Source organism: Variovorax sp. P1_G12, assembly GCF_056405555.1.
This window is the reverse complement of the sequence record NZ_JBFUBW010000024.1, coordinates 74,733-92,131: the sequence shown is the minus strand read 5'-3', so window position 1 is coordinate 92,131 and position 17,399 is coordinate 74,733. Positions and strand designations below refer to the sequence as shown.

17 protein-coding genes are annotated in these 17,399 nt (G+C 68.2%); 8 read left to right on the top strand and 9 right to left on the bottom strand.

The window, feature by feature from the left end; genetic code table 11:
- The first annotated feature begins 48 nt into the window (after nucleotides 1-48).
- The 5 genes from AC1D2O_RS25025 (at nucleotide 49) to AC1D2O_RS25005 (ending at nucleotide 3,879) form a co-directional block, all read left to right on the top strand.
- Nucleotides 49-711: an amino acid ABC transporter permease gene (locus AC1D2O_RS25025; protein ID WP_478090883.1), complete on the top strand. Its 663-nt coding sequence runs from the start codon at nucleotides 49-51 to the stop codon at nucleotides 709-711.
- Between the two features lie 7 nt (nucleotides 712-718).
- On the top strand, nucleotides 719-1,372 hold the full coding sequence (locus AC1D2O_RS25020) for an amino acid ABC transporter permease (RefSeq protein ID WP_478090882.1): 654 nt from the start codon (nucleotides 719-721) through the stop codon (nucleotides 1,370-1,372).
- Complete coding sequence (locus tag AC1D2O_RS25015; protein WP_478090881.1) at nucleotides 1,356-2,156, top strand: amino acid ABC transporter ATP-binding protein; 801 nt, start codon at nucleotides 1,356-1,358, stop codon at nucleotides 2,154-2,156. Before AC1D2O_RS25020 ends, AC1D2O_RS25015 begins: the two co-directional genes overlap by 17 nt.
- A 104-nt stretch (nucleotides 2,157-2,260) precedes the next feature.
- Nucleotides 2,261-2,779 (top strand): DUF1439 domain-containing protein, encoded by a 519-nt coding sequence (locus tag AC1D2O_RS25010; protein ID WP_478090880.1) that lies wholly within the window; start codon nucleotides 2,261-2,263, stop codon nucleotides 2,777-2,779.
- A gap of 149 nt (nucleotides 2,780-2,928) precedes the next feature.
- A complete protein-coding gene (locus AC1D2O_RS25005) occupies nucleotides 2,929-3,879 on the top strand; it encodes a glycerophosphodiester phosphodiesterase (protein WP_478158078.1) in 951 nt (316 codons plus the stop codon).
- A 3-nt stretch (nucleotides 3,880-3,882) separates the two neighbouring features.
- Here AC1D2O_RS25005 and AC1D2O_RS25000 read toward each other — a convergent pair whose 3' ends face one another.
- Nucleotides 3,883-4,356, bottom strand: a complete 474-nt coding sequence (locus AC1D2O_RS25000) for a Cd(II)/Pb(II)-responsive transcriptional regulator (protein ID WP_478094171.1) — start codon at nucleotides 4,354-4,356, stop codon at nucleotides 3,883-3,885.
- Nucleotides 4,357-4,448: 92 nt separating this feature from the next.
- Between AC1D2O_RS25000 and AC1D2O_RS24995 the strand changes: the two genes are divergently transcribed.
- Nucleotides 4,449-5,462, top strand: a complete 1,014-nt coding sequence (locus AC1D2O_RS24995) for a P1 family peptidase (RefSeq protein ID WP_478094173.1) — start codon at nucleotides 4,449-4,451, stop codon at nucleotides 5,460-5,462.
- On the opposite strand, the gene AC1D2O_RS24990 is transcribed toward AC1D2O_RS24995, so the two are convergent.
- Complete coding sequence (locus AC1D2O_RS24990) at nucleotides 5,432-5,677, bottom strand: hypothetical protein (protein WP_478094175.1); 246 nt, start codon at nucleotides 5,675-5,677, stop codon at nucleotides 5,432-5,434. The genes AC1D2O_RS24995 and AC1D2O_RS24990 overlap by 31 nt on opposite strands.
- Nucleotides 5,678-5,896: 219 nt before the next feature.
- On the opposite strand from AC1D2O_RS24990, the gene AC1D2O_RS24985 reads away from it, so the two are divergent.
- The gene (locus AC1D2O_RS24985; RefSeq protein ID WP_478158077.1) at nucleotides 5,897-7,270 is read left to right on the top strand and encodes a TAXI family TRAP transporter solute-binding subunit; all 1,374 of its coding nucleotides are present in this window, start codon (nucleotides 5,897-5,899) and stop codon (nucleotides 7,268-7,270) included.
- Between the two features lie 38 nt (nucleotides 7,271-7,308).
- Here the strand turns inward: AC1D2O_RS24985 and AC1D2O_RS24980 are convergent, their stop codons facing one another.
- From AC1D2O_RS24980 to AC1D2O_RS24950, 7 genes are all read right to left on the bottom strand, one after another.
- Nucleotides 7,309-8,727: a CsgG/HfaB family protein gene (locus AC1D2O_RS24980; RefSeq protein ID WP_478092815.1), complete on the bottom strand. Its 1,419-nt coding sequence runs from the start codon at nucleotides 8,725-8,727 to the stop codon at nucleotides 7,309-7,311.
- Nucleotides 8,728-8,731: 4 nt separating this feature from the next.
- The gene (locus AC1D2O_RS24975; RefSeq protein WP_478158076.1) at nucleotides 8,732-9,376 is read right to left on the bottom strand and encodes a hypothetical protein; all 645 of its coding nucleotides are present in this window, start codon (nucleotides 9,374-9,376) and stop codon (nucleotides 8,732-8,734) included.
- Nucleotides 9,377-9,420: 44 nt separating this feature from the next.
- Nucleotides 9,421-10,572, bottom strand: a complete 1,152-nt coding sequence (locus AC1D2O_RS24970) for a hypothetical protein (RefSeq protein WP_478092812.1) — start codon at nucleotides 10,570-10,572, stop codon at nucleotides 9,421-9,423.
- Nucleotides 10,563-11,648, bottom strand: coding sequence for a hypothetical protein (locus tag AC1D2O_RS24965; protein WP_478092810.1), 1,086 nt, complete (start codon nucleotides 11,646-11,648; stop codon nucleotides 10,563-10,565). Before AC1D2O_RS24965 ends, AC1D2O_RS24970 begins: the two co-directional genes overlap by 10 nt.
- A gap of 192 nt (nucleotides 11,649-11,840) precedes the next feature.
- Nucleotides 11,841-13,145, bottom strand: a complete 1,305-nt coding sequence (locus tag AC1D2O_RS24960; RefSeq protein WP_478092808.1) for a PQQ-dependent sugar dehydrogenase — start codon at nucleotides 13,143-13,145, stop codon at nucleotides 11,841-11,843.
- Nucleotides 13,146-13,196: 51 nt separating this feature from the next.
- Nucleotides 13,197-14,858: an energy-dependent translational throttle protein EttA gene (gene ettA, locus AC1D2O_RS24955; RefSeq protein ID WP_478158075.1), complete on the bottom strand. Its 1,662-nt coding sequence runs from the start codon at nucleotides 14,856-14,858 to the stop codon at nucleotides 13,197-13,199.
- 190 nt (nucleotides 14,859-15,048) lie between these two features.
- On the bottom strand, nucleotides 15,049-15,279 hold the full coding sequence (locus tag AC1D2O_RS24950; RefSeq protein ID WP_478094566.1) for a hypothetical protein: 231 nt from the start codon (nucleotides 15,277-15,279) through the stop codon (nucleotides 15,049-15,051).
- A gap of 297 nt (nucleotides 15,280-15,576) precedes the next feature.
- Between AC1D2O_RS24950 and AC1D2O_RS24945 the strand changes: the two genes are divergently transcribed.
- On the top strand, nucleotides 15,577-17,391 hold the full coding sequence (locus AC1D2O_RS24945; RefSeq protein ID WP_478158074.1) for a DEAD/DEAH box helicase: 1,815 nt from the start codon (nucleotides 15,577-15,579) through the stop codon (nucleotides 17,389-17,391).
- Nucleotides 17,392-17,399: the final 8 nt, after the last annotated feature.

Genomic DNA, 17,399 nt, shown 5'->3' with positions numbered 1-17,399 from the left:
CCGAGGGCGTGCAGTCCGCCTTGGGGCGACCCGGCGGCGGACTGAGCCATGGGCATCGAATTCGACTTCGGCGCCGTCCTCGGCCAATGGCCCCTGCTCGTCAGGGGCGTGCTGTGGACGCTGGCGCTCACGGCGATCGCGACCGTGATCGGCATGGCGGTGGGCGTGGGCTGTGCCTGGGCCCGCGCCAGCGGCCCCACCTGGCTGCGCTGGGTGGTGGGCAGCTATGTGGAGCTGATCCGCAACACGCCCTTCATCGTGCAGCTGTTCTTCATCTTCTTCGGCCTGCCGGCCGCGGGCTTCAAGCTGTCGCCCGAGGTGGCCTCGGTGATCGCGATGGTGCTGAACCTCGGCGCCTACTCGACCGAGATCATCCGCGCCGGCATCGAGGCCACGCCGCGCGGCCAGATCGAGGCCGCGGTGAGCCTGGCGCTCGACAAGGTGCAGGTGTTCACGCGGGTGGTGCTGCCGCCGGCCATGAAGAAGGTCTGGCCCGCGATGGTGAGCCAGATCATCATCGTGATGCTGGGTTCGGCGGTCTGCAGCCAGATCTCGACCGAGGAACTGAGCTATGCCGCCAACCTGATCCAGAGCCGCAACTTCCGCGCCTTCGAGGCCTTCATCGTGGCGACCGTGATCTACCTGGCGCTGTCGGTGGGTGCACGCCGCCTGTTGAACTGGGCCGGTCCCAAGTACTTCTTCGGAAAGTGAATCGCTCATGTCGGACTTTTCGCTCTGGGACATCCTGCGCAACCTGCTGCTGGCACTGCGCTGGACGGTGGCGCTGTCGCTGATCGCCTTCGTCGGCGGCGGCGTGGTCGGCGGCCTGCTGCTGTTCGCGCGGCTGTCGGGCGGGCCTGTCGTCGATCGGCTCATCGGCCTCTACGTGCAGGTGTTCCAGGGCACGCCGCTGCTGATGCAGCTGTTCCTGGCCTACTTCGGCATCGCGCTGCTCGGCATCGACGTCTCGGCCTGGACCGCGGCCTCGGTGGCGCTCACGCTCTACACCAGCGCCTTTCTCGCCGAGATCTGGCGCGGCTGCGTGGCCTCGATCCCGAAGGGCCAGTGGGAGGCCTCGGGCAGCCTGGCGCTGAGCTTTCGCGAGCAGATGCGCCACGTGATCCTGCCGCAGGCCACGCGCATCGCAGTGGCGCCCACGGTCGGCTTCCTGGTGCAGGTGATCAAGGGCACCGCGCTGGCCTCGGTGATCGGCTTCATCGAGCTCACCAAGGCCGGCAGCATGATCTCCAACGCGACCTTCAAGCCCTTCGTGGTGTTCAGCTGCGTCGCCCTGCTCTATTTCGTGCTGTGCTTTCCCGTGAGCCTGTACGCCAGGAACCTCGAGAGGAAGATCCATGTCGCTCGTCGCTGAAGCCCCCGCATCCGAAGCCGAAGCCGAACCCGCGGCCCGGCCGTCCGCCGCACCCATCGTGCGCATCACGGCGCTGCGCAAGTCCTATGGCAGCAACGAGGTGCTCAAGGGCATCGACCTCGAAGTCAAGCGTGGCGAGGTGATCGCCATCATCGGCAAGAGCGGCTCGGGCAAGAGCACGCTCCTGCGCTGCATCAACGGCCTCGAGGTGTTCCAGGAAGGCTCGCTCACAGTCGACGGCAAGCCGCTGCTGCACGAGAGCGCGATGGCCATGCGCGAACTGCGCCAGCATGTGGGCATGATCTTCCAGAGCTTCAACCTGTTCCCTCATCTGACGGTCGGGCGCAACGTGATGCTGGCGCCGACGCTGGTCAAGAAGCGCAGCCGCATCGAGGCCGCCTCGCAGGCGCGCAAGCTGCTCGCCCGCGTCGGCCTGGCCGAAAAGTTCGATGCCATGCCGGACCAGCTCTCGGGCGGCCAGCAGCAGCGCGTGGCGATCGCCCGCGCGCTGGCGATGGAGCCGGCGGTGCTGCTGTGCGACGAGATCACTTCTGCGCTCGACCCCGAACTCGTGGGCGAAGTGCTGCGGGTGGTTGAATCGCTCGCGGTCGAGGGCATGACGCTCCTGATGGTGACGCACGAGATGAGTTTCGCCCGCAAGGTCAGCGACCGCGTGATCTTCATGCACCAGGGCCGGGTGCACGAGATGGGGCCGCCGGCGGCGTTGTTCGGAAATCCGCGCACCCCGGAGCTGCAACAGTTTCTTTCATCGTTGCACGATTGAGGTTTCGCGGCCGGGGAACCCCCGGCCTGTGGCAAGCTCCGAGCCGTATGCCACTCCGCCCGCTTTCCTCCCGTCGACGGCTGCTGCGCACCTTGTTGGGCGTCGTGGCCCTTCCCGCCCCGCTCGCCGCGCTGGCCGGCTTCAATTTCTTCACCAGCGAATACACCGCCAGCCGCGATGAATTGCAGGCGCAGGTAGCCAAGCGCTTCCCGGTTCAGCAGCGCTATGCCGAGATCTTCACGGTGGCGCTGCGCGACCCACAGCTGTCGCTCGACGCCCGCAACAACCGGGCGGCGATCACCGCGGTGCTCTCGATCGCCAGCCCGCTGCTGCGGCCGCCCTCGGTGGAGGGCCTCGTCTCGGTGAGCAGCGCACTCAAGTACGACCCCGCTGCGCGTGCCGTGCGGCTCGACCGGCCGCAGGCCGACCGGATCGAACTGCAGGGCCTGACCGGCCGCGATGCCGAGCGGCTGCAGCAGATCGGCGCGGTGGTCGCCCAGGAGCTGCTGCGCGACCAGCCGCTGCGCACCTTCAAGCCCGAAGAGCTCACCGTCGGGCGCAAGACCTACGAGATCGGCGACATCACGGTCCAAGAAGACGGCATCACGGTGGTACTGAAATGACTCCCCCCCGGAGCGCCTGCGGCGCCTCCCCCTCGAGGGGGCGATACCAGCGGCCCGGCAAAGCCGGTTCCGCGCTATCTCTTGCTCTCCCCCTGCCTGGGCTGACTCGCACTTCGCGCCGCTTCGCACTCGGCCTCGTCTCTTCGGCCATGTTGATCGCCGGGTGTGCGGCGCCCCCCGCCGCCACGCCACGCAATGTCGATCTGCAGGCGCACCGCGGCGGCCGCGCGCTGGCGCCCGAGAACACGCTGAGCGCGTTTTCCCACGCGATCGAGATCGGCGTCACGACGCTCGAACTCGACATCGGCCTGAGCGCCGACAACGTGGTGGTCATCTCGCACGACACGGTGCTGAACCCCGACCATACGCGCGATGCCCGCGGCGACTTTCTCAAGGCCAAGGGACCGTCCATCCGCTCGATGACGCTGGCGCAGTTGCAGACCTACGACGTCGGCCGGATCGATCCCGCGAGCAGCTACGGCAAGCCCTTCCCCAAGCAGCTCTGGGCCGATGGCGAACGCATTCCGACACTCGCCGCGCTGTTCGCGCGCGTCAATCAACTGGGCGCGACCGCGGTCCGCTTCAACATCGAGACCAAGCTGGACCCGGGCCGCCCGGAAGAAACCGCATCCCCCGAACAGATGGTCCGCGCCCTGCTGGCCGAGATCGACAAGGCCGGCATGGCGCAGCGCGTGACGGTCCAGAGCTTCGACTGGCGCTCTCTGGCCCTCGTCGGCCGCGACGCGCCGGGGCTGCCGCGCGCCTATCTGACGAGCGCCCGGACGCTCAAGGACAGCCGCTGGACCGCGGGCTTGAAGATCGAGGACTTCGGTTCGGCGCCCAAGCTCGTGAAGGCCGCGGCCGGCGACGGCGGCGGTCCGGTGATCTGGTCGCCGGCCTACGGTGAGCTCACGCCGGCGCTGGTGCAGGACGCCCATGCGCTCGGCCTGGCCGTGCTGCCCTGGACCGTGAACCAGCGCGCCGACATGACGCGGCTGCTGGACTGGGGCGTGGACGGGATCATCACGGACGACCCGGCGATCCTGCGCGACCTGCTCGGCGAGCGCGGCGTCCCGCTGCCGGCCAAACCGGGGCGTTGAGTTTCAGACGTGGCGCGCGGCGCGTGCCCGCTGGGGGAGTGCCGCGGGCTGGTGATCGGCGCGCGCATGCAGCGTCTCGATGATGTGGCACATCGCGTCAGTGCCGTCGCAGCAGTCGCGCAGGGCGATCAGGTCCTTCTCGAGCGAGCGCAGTTCGCGCAGCCGTTCGCGCACGTGGCCCAGATGGGCGTCGAGCGCAACGCAGGCCGCATCGCAATCGGCCTTGCTGCGCAGGTCCAGCGCCAGCAGCGTGCGCACCTCGTCGAGCGACATGTCCATCGCGCGGCAAAGGCGAATGAAGCGCAGGCGGTGCACGTCGCCGTCGCTGTAGAAGCGGTAGCTGTTGTCGCCCCGGCCCGGCGGGGCGATCAGCCCTTCCTTCTCGTAGTAGCGGATGTTGGCCGCGGTCACGCCGCTGCGCGCCGCCGCATCGCCGATGCGGTAAGCCGGCGTTCCGGAGAAATTCGCAGTCGTCATTGGATGACCTTCAAGTGACTTCAGGGTTTGAATCATCGCAGCGGCGGCCGGGATCGGCAAGCCGCGCGGCAATCGCCCGATAATCGCAGCCGATGTCTGATCAATCTTCACTCGCGGCGCCCAGCGCCATCACCGACGTCGCCGGCATCGAGGTCGGCCACTATTCCGACCCCCGCCGGCCCACCGGCTGCACCGTCATCCTCGCGCGCGACGGCGCGGTCGCGGGTGTGGACGTGCGGGGCGCGGCGCCCGGCACCCGCGAGACCGACCTGCTCGCGCCGGGCAACCTGGTCCAGCAGGTCCACGGCGTGATGCTCGCGGGCGGCAGCGGCTGGGGGCTGGCCGCCGCCGACGGCGCCATGCGCTGGCTGGAAGAGCGGGGCATCGGCCTCGACGTGCGCTTCGGCACCCTGCCGATCATTCCGGCCGCCGTGCTGTTCGATCTGCCGGTCGGCGATGCACGCATCCGGCCCGACGCCGACGCCGGCTATGCCGCCTGCGAGGCGGCATCGCGGGCGGCGCCGGCCGAAGGCAATGTGGGCGCCGGCAGCGGCGCGCTGGTCGGCAAGCTGTTCGGCGTCGATCGGGCGATGAAAGGCGGCATCGGCACCGCATCGATCACCGTCAAGGGCGTCACGGTCGGCGCGCTGATCGCCTGCAACGCGCTCGGCGACGTGATCGACCCGGACACCGCGCAGGTCGTCGCTGGCGCGCGCACCGAGGATGGCAGCGCACTGCTCGACACCCGCCGCGCCCTGCTGCGCGGCGAGCTGCCGAAGCCGCTGCTGGCCGGCACCAACACCACGCTGGGCGTGGTCGCCACCGACGCGGTGCTGACCAAGGTGCAGGCCAACCGGCTCGCCACCGTCGCCCATGACGGCCTGGCGCGCGCGATCAATCCGGTCCACACGATGAGCGACGGCGATACGCTGTTTGCGCTGGCCACCGGCCGCGTGCCGCTCGAGGGCGATGACGCCCCGGGCATGACGGTGCTCAGCACGATGGCGGCCGAAGTCGTGGCACTGGCGACCGTGCGCGCGGTGCGGGCCGCGCGCTCGCTGCGCATCGGCGAGAGCTATTTCCCGGCGGCCGCGGACCTGCCCTGAGCGCACCCGGCGGAAGACAGGATCCGAAGCACCGCGGCCTGCACCGACACGACGCCGATCAGCAGCAGCGCCCCCAGCCCCGAATACAGCAGCAGCTTCACCGGCGAGATGAGCGTGAACAGGTCGCGCCCGGCGATCAGCAGCAGCGCGGCGATCGCGAGCAGGGCCAGCAGCAGCTGGGCCGTGGACAGCAGTCGGGTCTTGAGGTTCTTCATGGTCCGGCGAGCGCGAGAGCTTCGGTCCTTGCATTGGGCACGCGTACGGCCGGCGCATCAATAACCCCGCGGATGGATTGACGCATCTCCGAAGCCTTGCTAGGCCCGTGGCTCGCGCGAGTTTTTCACGCGCTTTGTAACCAACCCGGCCCGGAAAGCAAAGAAAATGCCGCTGCCGCGCCCGCGGCGTTCACGAGCCCTGTTCCAACCTGCCGCCGCATGCCCCAAGCCATCCGCCTGTTCCTGCTTTCGATCCGCGACCTGATCGCCTCCGCCGGGCCCGTCATCTTCCTCGTCATCGCCCTGCTGGTCGCCGCCTACTGGTGGCTGCAGCCGCAGCCGCCCCAGCGCGTGGTGCTCGCCACCGGGCCCGCAGGCAGCGCCTATGCCGGATTCGGCAAGCGCTACGCCGAGGCGCTCAAGGCCAATGGCATCGAGGTCGAGCTCAAGCCCACCGACGGCTCGCTCGACAACCTGGAACTGCTGCGCAGCGACGGCGCCGACGTTGCCTTCGTGCGCGGCGGCAGCGCCGACCCGGTGAAGGACGAGCAAGGCGGGCTGACTTCGCTCGGCAGTCTCTTCTTCGAGCCGCTGTGGTTCTTCTACCGCACCGATGCGGCCAAGCGCATCGACCGCAAGACCGGCACCCTGACGTCGCTGACGCAGTTCAAGGACCTGCGCATCAACGTCGACAAGCCCGGCAGCGGCGTGCCCGACATCATGGACCGGATGTTCCGCGCCAACCACATGGATCCGGCGGCGCTGAACCTGTCGAACCTCGAGCAGTCCCCCGCCACCGAGGCGCTGCAGGCCGGCCTGCTCGACGTCGTCGTGCTGGCCTCGGCCCCGCAGTCGCCGCTGGTCCAGAAGCTGCTGCGCGCACCCGACATCCAGCTGATGGACTTCGCCCAGAGCGACGCCTACTCGCGGCGCTTCGCCTTCCTGCAGCCCGTGACCCTGCCGCGCGGCGTGGTCGACCTGGCCGCCGACCTGCCCTCGCACGACGTCTCGCTGCTCGCCGCCACCACCTCGCTGCTGTCGCGCGAGGAAACCCATCCCGCACTGCGCCAGCTGTTCGCGCAGACCGCCCAGACCCTGCACGGCGGCGCCGGCTGGTTCAACCGGGCGCGCGACTTCCCCAACACGCGCACCAGCGAACTGCCGGTGAGCCCCGAGGGCGACCGCGCGATCAACGGCACGCCGGCGTTCTGGCAGCGCTACCTGCCCTTCTGGGCCAGCAACCTGGTGGAGCGCATGTGGCTGGTGCTGGGCGGCTTGCTGGTGCTGATGCTGCCGCTGTCGCGCGTGGTGCCGCCGCTCTACCAGTTCCGGGTGCGGCGCCGCGTGTTCCGCTGGTACGCGCGGCTGCGCGAGGTCGAGCACAAGCTCGACGCCCGCACGGGCGACGCCGACGCGCTGCTCAAGGAACTGGCCGAGCTCGACCGCGTGGTCAACAAGGTCGCGGTGCCGCTCTCGTATGCCGACGAGCTCTATGCGCTGCGCAACAACATCCACACGGTCCGCAAGCGGGTGCTGGCGAGCGCGCCGGGCGAGGTCCAACGTGGACGGCCCTTCGCTTCGGAAGCTGCCTGACCCTCGGGCGATGTCCCGAGGGCCGGCAACTCACCCACTCACCACTTGTCGTCGACGGCGGGCGCTTTCGCCGCGGCAGGCGCAGTCGCGGCCCGCGGCACGGCCTGCTTCGGCTTGACCGTCGCGGCCGCCGGTGGGGCCGAACTGTCCGTCGCCGCGGCAACGCGCGCCGACACCACCCCGCGCAGTTGAAGCGCACCGGGCTGCAGGCCATCGAGATTCATCTGCACGCGCTCGAGACGGCCCTGCGCCATGCTCGGCGTCACGCGGTCGATCACGACTTCGCAGCAGTCGGACTCGACGCGACCGAGCGACTGGTTGGTCTGCGGGTCGAACATCTCCTTGCCCATGTGGACCAGCCGGTAACGCGCGCCTTCGCGAACGGCATGGCCGCCCTGGCTCAGCACCACGGCATCGCCCTCGCGCGAAATCACGGTCACCGGGAAGGTGCGCGAGACGATGCCCGAGACGATGCGGCTGGCGATGTCGTTCTGCATGCCCTCGCTCACCTGGGCGCCGTCGACACCGGTGCCCAGCGTCGTGGCGGCCACGCTCGGCGCCTCGCCGCGCAGCGACTCGGACAGCATCACCTGGCGCGTCGCCACGTTCACCAGCTTCTGCGAGACGGCCCAGCCACCCGAGTAGCTCACCAGCTCACGGTCGCTGGTCTGCAGCTTGCGCGCGTGGCGGTTGTAGGCAAAGGAACTGATCTTGCCGACCCACACCACGTCGGCGCTCATCGCCTGCCCCAGCTTGCCGAACTCGGCGCGCGGCGCCTGACCCGACGAGATCAGGTCGAGCTCCTGTGCCACCTCGCCGCCCAGGTCGCGGTCGAGCACCGTGAAGCGGCCGGTGTTGGTCAGGGCCGCGAGGATCTGCTGACGCAGGTCCTCGGCCACCTTGTCGGCCGGCACGCTGCGTCCGCCGACCGCGAACGCTTCGGTGTCGAAGCGCAGCGGCGCGATCACGATCTTCAGCTTCTTGCTGTCGGCCGCCGCCGGCGTGAACTTGGCCACCTCGGCGTCGATGTCGGCCTTGTAGAAGCCGCGGCTGTCCGGCCCGTCGAGCTGCTTGACCTTGAATCCCGTGATGGCGCCGCCGGCGCTCTGCACGATGTGCTCGGCGAACGCGTTGGCGCGCAGCGCTTCCGCATCCTTGCCGTGCGCCAGCGACAGCGTGACCTTGAACTGCTCGGAACTCAGGTCCACGGTCTGGCCGTTGGCCTGCTTGAGCGCCATGCGGATGGCTTCATCGACGGCTTCGGCCGCCGACGCGCCGGCGCCCTTGGCGTTCACCGTCACGGTGCCGACCTTGCCCACGTCGGGCATCGGCGCCACCGGTGCTGCCGGAGTCGCCGGCGGTGTGGCGGCCACGGGAGCTTCGGGCGGTTTGGCCTTGTCGCAGGCCGCCACCGAAAGAGCCACCAGCGCGGCCAGTGCGAGTCGGTTGAGCTTCATGGGATCAGAACGAGCCCAGCGCCTTGGTGGCGTCGGTCGGCACCGGGATGTCGTGGCTCTTCGCGTAGGCCGTCGAGACGCTCAGCGTGTCGTAGACGTTCTTGGCATTGCCCGGGAAGTTCGTCACCACGTAGGCGCCCGAGCTCAGCTTGGTCATGGCCAGCATGGGCGATGCCTTGAGCGTGTTGGCGAAATTCGTGATGTGCGGGCGCAGGCCGACGTACTTGATGACGCCGGTGCCCAGGGACGCCATGCCCGAGGCGTAGAGCGCCTGCGACTCGGCATCCATCTTGAGGTTGCCGTCCTTCAGGCGCTCGCTGATTTCCTTGGAAGAATCGCTCTGGATCTTGTCGGCATCCGACAGGTTGCCCTTGGTCGCGCCGTCGCCGAGCGCATCCGCCGTCGACTTGAGCTTGGCCGCCGATTCCTTGAGGCCGACGGCTTCCGCCATCTTCGACTGGGCCACCAGCACCTCCTTGTTGGCGGCGACATAGGCGCGCACCAATTGATCCTGCTGGGCGCCTTCGTTGCCCGCGGGCGCCGACGACGAACCGCCGCCGGTCAGGCCGCCGATCGATGGCATGGACAACTGGGCGAAGGCCGAGGACGAGACGAGGACGCAGGCAAGCGCAATGGCGTTGAATTTCATGACGTTCGAGAGAGAAAAGGGAAGAAAGAAGAAAGACCGGCGCATCAGCGCAGGCCGATGTTGGTGACCTGGCTCACGAGTTCGCGCGCGGCGCTGTCGGCGGCCTTCTTGAGTGCGTTGCCGCGCGCTTCGGCTTCGGTCGGGCCGACGCCGGCGTACTGCACCGGGCCGACCGTCGACAGGTTTTCGGGGATGCCGCTGCTGAGATCAAGGATCTTGCCGGTGACGGTCACCGCCACGCGCTTCAGGCCGCTGGCGGGATCGGTGTCGGCGAGGCCGACGTCGAGCGTGCCGAATGCGAGGTACGGCACCTGGGCCGCCTGCAGGCCGCGCACGACGTCGCGCAGCGTGGCCGGGTCGAGGTCGTTGCCGCTCTTGTAGTCGTTCTCGACGTTCTTGATCTTCAGCAGGCCGTTGGTGTACGGCTCGACGAAGGCGGCTTCGAGCACCTTGAAGCCCGCCGAGGCGAAGACGCCGGTGAACACCGAGTTGAGGTTGGCGCTCGGGAAGATGCGCCAGGTGGATTCGCTGGACTTGCGCGTCGTGCTGCCGCCGGTCTCGATCGTGTCGGTGCGCTTGGCGTCGATCGAGGTCGAGCGCTTGACCGATGCATTGGTGCCGATCCGGCCATTGCCGATCGACTCGCCCTCGACCCCGCTGCGATCGTCGGAGCGCTTGGCGTCGACCTTCACGCCGCGATCGACGCGCTGGTAGACACGGTCGTCGAAGCTCTTCTCCGAGTCGACCTGGCGCGAGACGAACAGGAAGGTCAGCTTCGACTTGTCGCCCTTCGCCACGGCCTGCGTCGCCGAGCCGGCCTTGACCGCGTTGCGCAGCTGCGCCACGTTGATCGAGGTGCGCACGGTGACGGTGTAGACCTGCTTGTCGGTCTGGTCCTGTTCGTCCAGCACCGTCGTCTCGAGAATGAACTTGTCGAGATTGGCGGCCACGCGATCGCGGATCGCATCGAAGTTGGCCGACTCCGCCTGCCCCGCCTCGGCGTAGTAGAACTCGACCGCCTTGACCTGCGCTTCGCGCAAGGCCTTCTGCTTGTCGTCGGCCGAGGCCTTGCTGCCGAACACCGAGCCCTGGTAGGTCACGGAAGCCTTGCCGCGCGCGTTGGCGACCTGCGCCTGCGTGGTGAAGGCCGCCGCGGCCATAAGCAGCATCAGGAAGACGTTGCGGATTACTTGCATAGATTGAGTACCTCTTTGGTGGCCGTGATTTGCTTGTCGATGTCCTTGTTCGCCGCGGCATCCTTGAGCCAGGCGTCGCCGGGGCCGGCGAGGACGTTCGAGAGTTTGGTGAACAGGCCGCGCAGGCTGTCGCTGTAGGCCGGGAAATCGTCCACGGTCTGCTGCGAGGACGGAACCGTCTTGACCTCGCCGTTCTTGAATTCGGATTCGAGGTACACGCGGCCGGAGAGCGGCTGGTGGATCTTCAGCTGCACCTTCGAGGCATAGATGTAGCTCGTGCCGGCGGCGACCTTGGCGTGTTCGAAGCGACCGAAGCGCGACACGTCGACCACGATCGCGTAGTCGGGCTCCGGCAGCTTGAGTTCGTACACGGAACCGTCCGCGATGCGCATCGACATCACCTGGCCGATCGCATGGCCCTTCGCATACGGAAGGATTGGCACACCGGTGCGGCTCGAGATGGCTTCGCTCAGCATGTCCGCGACCCAGGTCTCCGCCACGCCCGGCTGGGCGGCGAGCGCGGCAGGCAGCGCCTTGCGCGCCTCGTCGCTCACCGTGGCCTGGGAGACCTGCAGGAAGCGCGGCACCTGGCTCGGCAGCGAAGCGCGGCCCAGCGCATCGGCGAAGCGCGCGACGATGCCGGGCGTCGTGCCCGCACCAAGATAGAGCGTGCGGACGCGGCTGGCGAGTTCGTCCTCCGTCGGCGCATGGTCCAACAGGTCCACATAGGCCACGCTGAAGGGATAGGCGCGCAGCACGGTCATCGTCTTGAAGTCGAAGAACATCGCCTGCGCGCGCAGCTGGATGAACAGCTTGGAATAGGCACCGAACTGCTCGGTCGAGACCGTCTCGCCGCTCATCACGAGCGCCACCGTGATCGACTGGTCGCGCCCCTTGAGCTCGGCCAGATTGACGGTGTCGAGCTCGAAGGCCCGGGGCGGCTGCGTCGCCACCGCCTGGCGGATCAGGTCATTGACACCCGTCCCCCCGAGCGAGGCCGCGAAGCGCTGCGAATACGGAAAGCGGCTCGGGATGCTCTGTGCGTCGCCCGAGTACGCGAAGCCCGCGAGGGACACCGTGACTGCGAATGCCGGACCGCCGAACCCCAGACTCCCCAAAAAAACCAAGACCAGGCCGCGGCAGCGCCGCGCCATTTCCATCCCCATCCCCATGCCCATGCCGATATCCCGCTCGCACTAAAAAAGTGCGCAGATTTTACGACATCAACTGTTACACGGAAAAACAACAACTTTCGACTGGAGATGCGTTCACTGGCGCTGCAACCGCAGCAGCTTGCCGTTGCTGCTGTCGGTCAGCAGGTAGAGCCAGCCATCGGGCCCCTGCCGCACGTCGCGGATGCGTTCGCCACGGTCGGCCAGCAGCCGCTCGCGGGCGATGACGGCATTGCCGTCCAGCGTCAGCCGCCACAGCGCGGTGCCGGCCAGCGCGCCGACGAAGAGATTGCCCTTCCAGTCGGGCAGCGCGTCGCCGGTGTAGAACGCCAGGCCGCTCGGCGCGATCGACGACTTCGGCGTGCCCGGGGTCCAGGCCGAGCCGTCGCTCTTTTCCCAGTAGGTGAGCGGCTGTTCGAGCCCGGCCTGCGCCGTGCCGACGCCGACCTGCGTGAGGGTGCCGTATTCCTGGCCGTAGCTGATCACGGGCCAGCCGTAGTTTCGGCCGGCAAGGGTCAGGTTGAGCTCGTCGCCGCCTTGGGGGCCGTGCTCGCTGGTCCAGAGCTCGCCGGTCACCGGATGCAGCGCCGCCCCTTGCGGGTTGCGGTGGCCGTAGCTCCAGATGTGGGGCTGCGCGCCGGGGGTCGCGGCGAAAGGATTGCCCGGCGCGGCCGCGCCATCGGTGGTGATGCGCACCACTTTGCCGTTGCCGCGCGAGAGGTCTTGCGCGAAGCCGCGCTGGGTGTCGAGCAGGCGCTCGCCCATCGTCACGAACAGATAGCCGTTGCGATCGAACACCAACCGGGACCCGAAATGCGCCGTGCTGTCGACCTTGGGCGACTGCCGGTAGATGACGGTGAGGTTGACGAGGCCGCGGTTGGCCGCATCGAGTTCGGCTCGTGCGACCGCGGTGCCGTTGAGACCGGGATTCGATCCGTCGCGCTCGGAAAAGCTGAAATAGATGCGGCGATTGCTCGCAAAGTCCGGGTCCACCGCAATGTCGAGCAAGCCGCCCTGCCCCACCGCGGCGACCGGCGGCAGGCCGGCGACCTGGTCGGCCCCGCCGTTGACCGGCGAACCGTCGGCATTGCGCAGCCGCAGCTGGCCGCCGCGCTGGGTGATCAGCATCCGGCCATCGGGCAGGAAGGCCAGGCCCCACGGGGTATCGAGGCCGGTCGCCAGCTCGGTGACCTTGACCGACATCGTCGACGCCGCGGGCGGTGCAGGTGCTGGTGCAGCAGGCGGCGTGGCGACGCTGCCGGCCGGCGGGGCCGGGGCCGGCGTCGCGATGGCGCTAACGCCGAAGGCGGCGACCGAGACGCTGGCGCCCCCACCGCCGCCCCCGCAACCGGCCAGGGCGGCCAGGGCCATCGCAAGAAAGTACCGAGTCGCTGCTGCCATTGCACGCTCCTTCGGACGGGCGCCGCGACGCGCCCGGGTCATTTCGCCTGACTACTTTAGCGCCTTGAAGCGCATCCGGTGCGGCTTGGCGCCTTCTTCGCCCAGGCGCTTCTTCTTGTCGGCTTCGTACTCCTGGTAGTTGCCGTTGAAGAAGGTCCACTGGCTGTCGCCTTCGGCCGCCAGGATGTGGGTCGCGATCCGGTCGAGGAACCAGCGGTCGTGGCTGATCACCAGCACCGAGCCGGCGAACTCGAGCAGCGCGTCTTCCAGCGCCCGCAGGGTTTCGACGTCGAGGTCGTTCGACGGTTCGTCGAGCATCAGCACGTTGCCGCCCGCGATCAGGGTCTTGGCCAGGTGCAGCCGCCCGCGCTCACCGCCCGACAGCGTGCCGACCTTCTTCTGCTGGTCGGCGCCGTTGAAGTTGAAGCGCCCGGCGTAGGCCCGGCTGGCCATCTGGAACTTGCCGACATTGATGATGTCGAGGCCGTTCGAGATGTCTTCCCAGACCGTCTTCTCGTTGGCCAGCGCATCACGGTTCTGGTCGACGAAGGCCATCTTGACCGTCTGGCCGACCACCACCTCGCCGCTGTCGGGCTGCTCCTTGCCGGCGATCAGCTTGAACAGCGTCGACTTGCCGGCGCCGTTCGGGCCGATGATGCCGACGATCGCGCCCGCGGGCACCTCGAAGCTCAGGTTGTCGATCAGCAGGCGGTCGCCGAAGGACTTGCTGACGTTCTTGAACTCGAACACCTGGTTGCCCAGGCGCTCCGCGACCGGGATGAAGATCTCCAGCGTCTCGTTGCGGCGCTGGTATTCGAAATCGCTCAGTTCCTCGAAGCGGGCCAGGCGAGACTTGCTCTTGGCCTGGCGCGCCTTGGGGTTCTGGCGCGACCATTCGAGTTCCTTCTTCAGGGCCTTGGCATGGGCTTCCTCGCCCTTCTGCTCCTGCGCCAGGCGCTCGCCCTTCTGCTCGAGCCAGGTGCTGTAGTTGCCCTTCCAGGGGATGCCGCGGCCTCGGTCCAGCTCCAGGATCCACTCGGCGGCGTTGTCGAGGAAGTAGCGGTCGTGGGTGATCGCCACCACGGTGCCCGGGAAGCGCTGCAGGAAGACTTCGAGCCACTCGACCGATTCGGCGTCCAGGTGGTTGGTCGGTTCGTCGAGCAGCAGCATGTCGGGCTTGCTCAGCAGCAGGCGGCACAGCGCGACGCGGCGCTTCTCGCCGCCCGACAGCACGCCGATGTTGGCGTCCCACGGCGGCAGGCGCAGCGCGTCGGCTGCGATCTCGAGCTGGTGCTCGGAGTCGGTGCCGGCGGTCGCGATGATGGCTTCGAGTTCGGCCTGCTCTGCGGCGAGCGCGTCGAAATCGGCATCCTCGGCACCGTAGGCCACATACACCTCTTCGAGCCGCGCCTTGGCCTTGTAGACCGCGCCCATCGCTTCCTCGACCGACTCGCGCACCGTGTGCTCGGGGTTGAGCTTGGGTTCCTGCTCGAGGTAGCCGATCGTGAGACCGGGCATCGGCAGCGCCTCGCCATCGATCTCCTTGTCGATGCCGGCCATGATCTTGAGCAGCGACGACTTGCCCGAGCCGTTCAGGCCCAGCACGCCGATCTTGGCGCCGGGGAAGAACGACAGCGAAATGTCCTTCAAGATCTGCCGCTTGGGCGGCACGGTCTTGCTGACCTTGTTCATGGTGTAGACGTACTGGGCCATGTCTATTGCTACTCGGTGATGGGCTGCTGGAAAGGTGGGAAAACCGGCCTCGACCCGGCGCGCAAGTCCGGTTCGGCAATCGGGAGGGGTCGCCTCGCCCGTGCGCTGGATCGAAGGGAGTTTCGGCGTGACAGGCGCTTGCTGCTGCTGCGCGCTGGCGCGAAATGCCTGCCGAGTCTAACTCAGAGCCTCATTTGGGGCTGGCAACGGCGGCTTCAACAACGCCGCCAGTCATTTTCATCGGCTCGGCAGCCGACGCTTCTCGCGCGGCACCAGAAACATCGGCTGCCGCGAGATGGCTCGTGGCCTCATCAAGCAGGAGGATGCCGGGCTGCCGGTACAACGCCCGCGCCAGCAGGATCCACGTGGACAAGGAGAAGGAGGTCAACGAGGCGATCCGCAACCTTTCGACGACGCGCATCGCGCTTGCGCACCGACCCGAAACGATCGCGATGGCGATGCGCGTGATTGAGCTCTCTCCCGCTGCGATGGCCCCACGCAACATCCTCGAACGAGGGTCAACCCCAACTCATGAGACAATAGCACCTGTTGCCGGGTCCAGTTGCCCGCAACGCCGGCTCTCTGCCGGGGACGAAGACGGCCTTTGCAGGCTGTCAGGCTCCCACTCCTGACCCATCTGCCCTTACTGGCTCGTCGTCCGATGTGACGCCCGAGCGGGTGGATACCACTGCGCCGTGTAGGGCGCTTGTTGAACTCAATGAACTTTGATGAACTGAAGCTGGCCCCGGCCATCTTGAAGGCCGTGCATGAGCAGGGCTATGAAATCCCCACGCCGATCCAGGCCCAGGCCATTCCGGCCGTGCTCGACGGCCATGACCTGCTGGGCGGCGCCCAGACCGGCACCGGCAAGACCGCTGCCTTCACCCTCCCCCTGCTGCACAAGCTCACGATGAGCCGCAGCGCCACCAACAAGTTCGGCGGCACCGGCATCCGTGCCCTGGTGCTGACCCCCACGCGCGAACTCGCGGCCCAGGTCGAGGAATCCGTTCGTACCTACGGCAAGTACCTGCAGCTGACCTCGACCGTGATCTTCGGCGGCGTCGGCATGAACCCGCAGATCAGCAAGCTCAAGAGCGGCGTCGACATCCTGGTGGCCACCCCCGGCCGCCTGCTCGACCTGCAGCAGCAAGGCATGCTCGACCTGTCGCAGGTGCAGATGCTGGTGCTCGACGAGGCCGACCGCATGCTCGACATGGGCTTCATCCACGACGTCAAGAAGATCCTCGCGCTGGTGCCGAAGGAAAAGCAGAGCCTGCTGTTCTCGGCCACCTTCAGCGACGAGATCCGCGACCTCGCCGCCACGCTGCTCAAGAACCCGCAGAGCATCCAGGTCACGCCGCGCAACACCACCGTTCAGCGCATCACGCAGGTGATCCACCCGGTCGGCCGCGGCAAGAAGAAGGCGCTGCTCGCGCACATCATCAACGAGCACAAGTGGAGCCAGGTGCTGGTGTTCACCCGCACCAAGTTCGGCGCCAACAACGTGGCCGAATTCCTCACCAAGAACGGCATCGAGGCGATGGCGCTGCACGGCAACAAGAGCCAGAGCGCACGCACCCAGGCGCTGGCCGGCTTCAAGAGCGGAGAGATCCGCGCGCTGGTGGCCACCGACATCGCGGCCCGCGGCATCGACATCGACGAGCTGCCGCACGTCGTCAACTACGAGATCCCGAACGTCAGCGAAGACTATGTGCACCGCATCGGTCGCACCGGCCGCGCCGGTTCGAGCGGCGAGGCCGTGAGCTTCGTCTGCCTCGACGAAGAAGGCTTCATGCAGGAGATCGAACGCTTCACCAAGCAGACGATTCCCGTGCAGGTCATCGACGGCTTCGGTCCCGAGGAAGGCGAGCGCGCCGAACCGATCGCCATGGGCCGCCAGACCATCTGGGGCGGCGCCGGCCGTCCGCCGAGCCGTGACGTGATGCAGGCGGCGGCCAAGGCCGCGCGCACAGAAATGATGCAGCGCATCCGCGACAACAAGGCAGGCCAGGGCGAACGCAGCGGTGGCGGCGGCGGCAATGGCGGCGGCAATGGCGGCGGCCAGCGTCGCAGCGGCGGCAACGGACAGGGCCAGGGCGCCCCGGCCGGCCGCAATGCCAACGGTGGCGGCCAGGGCGGCCGTGGCCAAGGCCCGGCACGCGGCACGCAGGGACCGGCGCGCACGCCGCACCATGCGCCGACGCACCATCAGAACCATCTGCCGCATGAAGAGCGCCAGCCGCGCCATCACGGCAACAGCCACAGCCCGACGCAAGCCGACGCGGTGGCCCATCTGCGTGCCGAAGCGGTGGCGGGCGGCGAGGGACAGCCGGATCCGTTGCGCACCAGCGTCGACAGCCTGGGTGGCGGCCGTGGCCGTCGCGGTGGCGGTGGCGGCTACGGCGGCAACCGTTCCGGCGGTGGCGGCGGTCGTTCGGGCGGCGGTGGCCGATCGGGCGGCGGCTATGGCGGCGGTGGTGGCGGCTACGGCGGCGGCGGCGGCGGCGGCGGTGGCCGTTCCTTCGGCCGCTGAGTCGCAGC

What these genes read in the sequence shown, in the direction of transcription:
- AC1D2O_RS25025 (WP_478090883.1), top strand. Translation starts at nt 49, where the DNA reads ATGGGCATCGAATTCGACTTCGGCGCCGTCCTCGGCCAATGGCCCCTG.
- AC1D2O_RS25020 (WP_478090882.1), top strand. Translation starts at nt 719, where the DNA reads ATGTCGGACTTTTCGCTCTGGGACATCCTGCGCAACCTGCTGCTGGCA.
- AC1D2O_RS25015 (WP_478090881.1), top strand. Translation starts at nt 1,356, where the DNA reads ATGTCGCTCGTCGCTGAAGCCCCCGCATCCGAAGCCGAAGCCGAACCC.
- AC1D2O_RS25005 (WP_478158078.1), top strand. Translation starts at nt 2,929, where the DNA reads ATGTTGATCGCCGGGTGTGCGGCGCCCCCCGCCGCCACGCCACGCAAT.
- AC1D2O_RS25000 (WP_478094171.1), bottom strand. Translation starts at nt 4,356, where the DNA reads ATGACGACTGCGAATTTCTCCGGAACGCCGGCTTACCGCATCGGCGAT.
- AC1D2O_RS24995 (WP_478094173.1), top strand. Translation starts at nt 4,449, where the DNA reads ATGTCTGATCAATCTTCACTCGCGGCGCCCAGCGCCATCACCGACGTC.
- AC1D2O_RS24990 (WP_478094175.1), bottom strand. Translation starts at nt 5,677, where the DNA reads ATGAAGAACCTCAAGACCCGACTGCTGTCCACGGCCCAGCTGCTGCTG.
- AC1D2O_RS24985 (WP_478158077.1), top strand. Translation starts at nt 5,897, where the DNA reads ATGCCCCAAGCCATCCGCCTGTTCCTGCTTTCGATCCGCGACCTGATC.
- AC1D2O_RS24980 (WP_478092815.1), bottom strand. Translation starts at nt 8,727, where the DNA reads ATGAAGCTCAACCGACTCGCACTGGCCGCGCTGGTGGCTCTTTCGGTG.
- AC1D2O_RS24975 (WP_478158076.1), bottom strand. Translation starts at nt 9,376, where the DNA reads ATGAAATTCAACGCCATTGCGCTTGCCTGCGTCCTCGTCTCGTCCTCG.
- AC1D2O_RS24970 (WP_478092812.1), bottom strand. Translation starts at nt 10,572, where the DNA reads ATGCAAGTAATCCGCAACGTCTTCCTGATGCTGCTTATGGCCGCGGCG.
- AC1D2O_RS24960 (WP_478092808.1), bottom strand. Translation starts at nt 13,145, where the DNA reads ATGGCAGCAGCGACTCGGTACTTTCTTGCGATGGCCCTGGCCGCCCTG.
- ettA (WP_478158075.1), bottom strand. Translation starts at nt 14,858, where the DNA reads ATGGCCCAGTACGTCTACACCATGAACAAGGTCAGCAAGACCGTGCCG.
- AC1D2O_RS24950 (WP_478094566.1), bottom strand. Translation starts at nt 15,279, where the DNA reads ATGCGCGTCGTCGAAAGGTTGCGGATCGCCTCGTTGACCTCCTTCTCC.
- AC1D2O_RS24945 (WP_478158074.1), top strand. Translation starts at nt 15,577, where the DNA reads ATGAACTTTGATGAACTGAAGCTGGCCCCGGCCATCTTGAAGGCCGTG.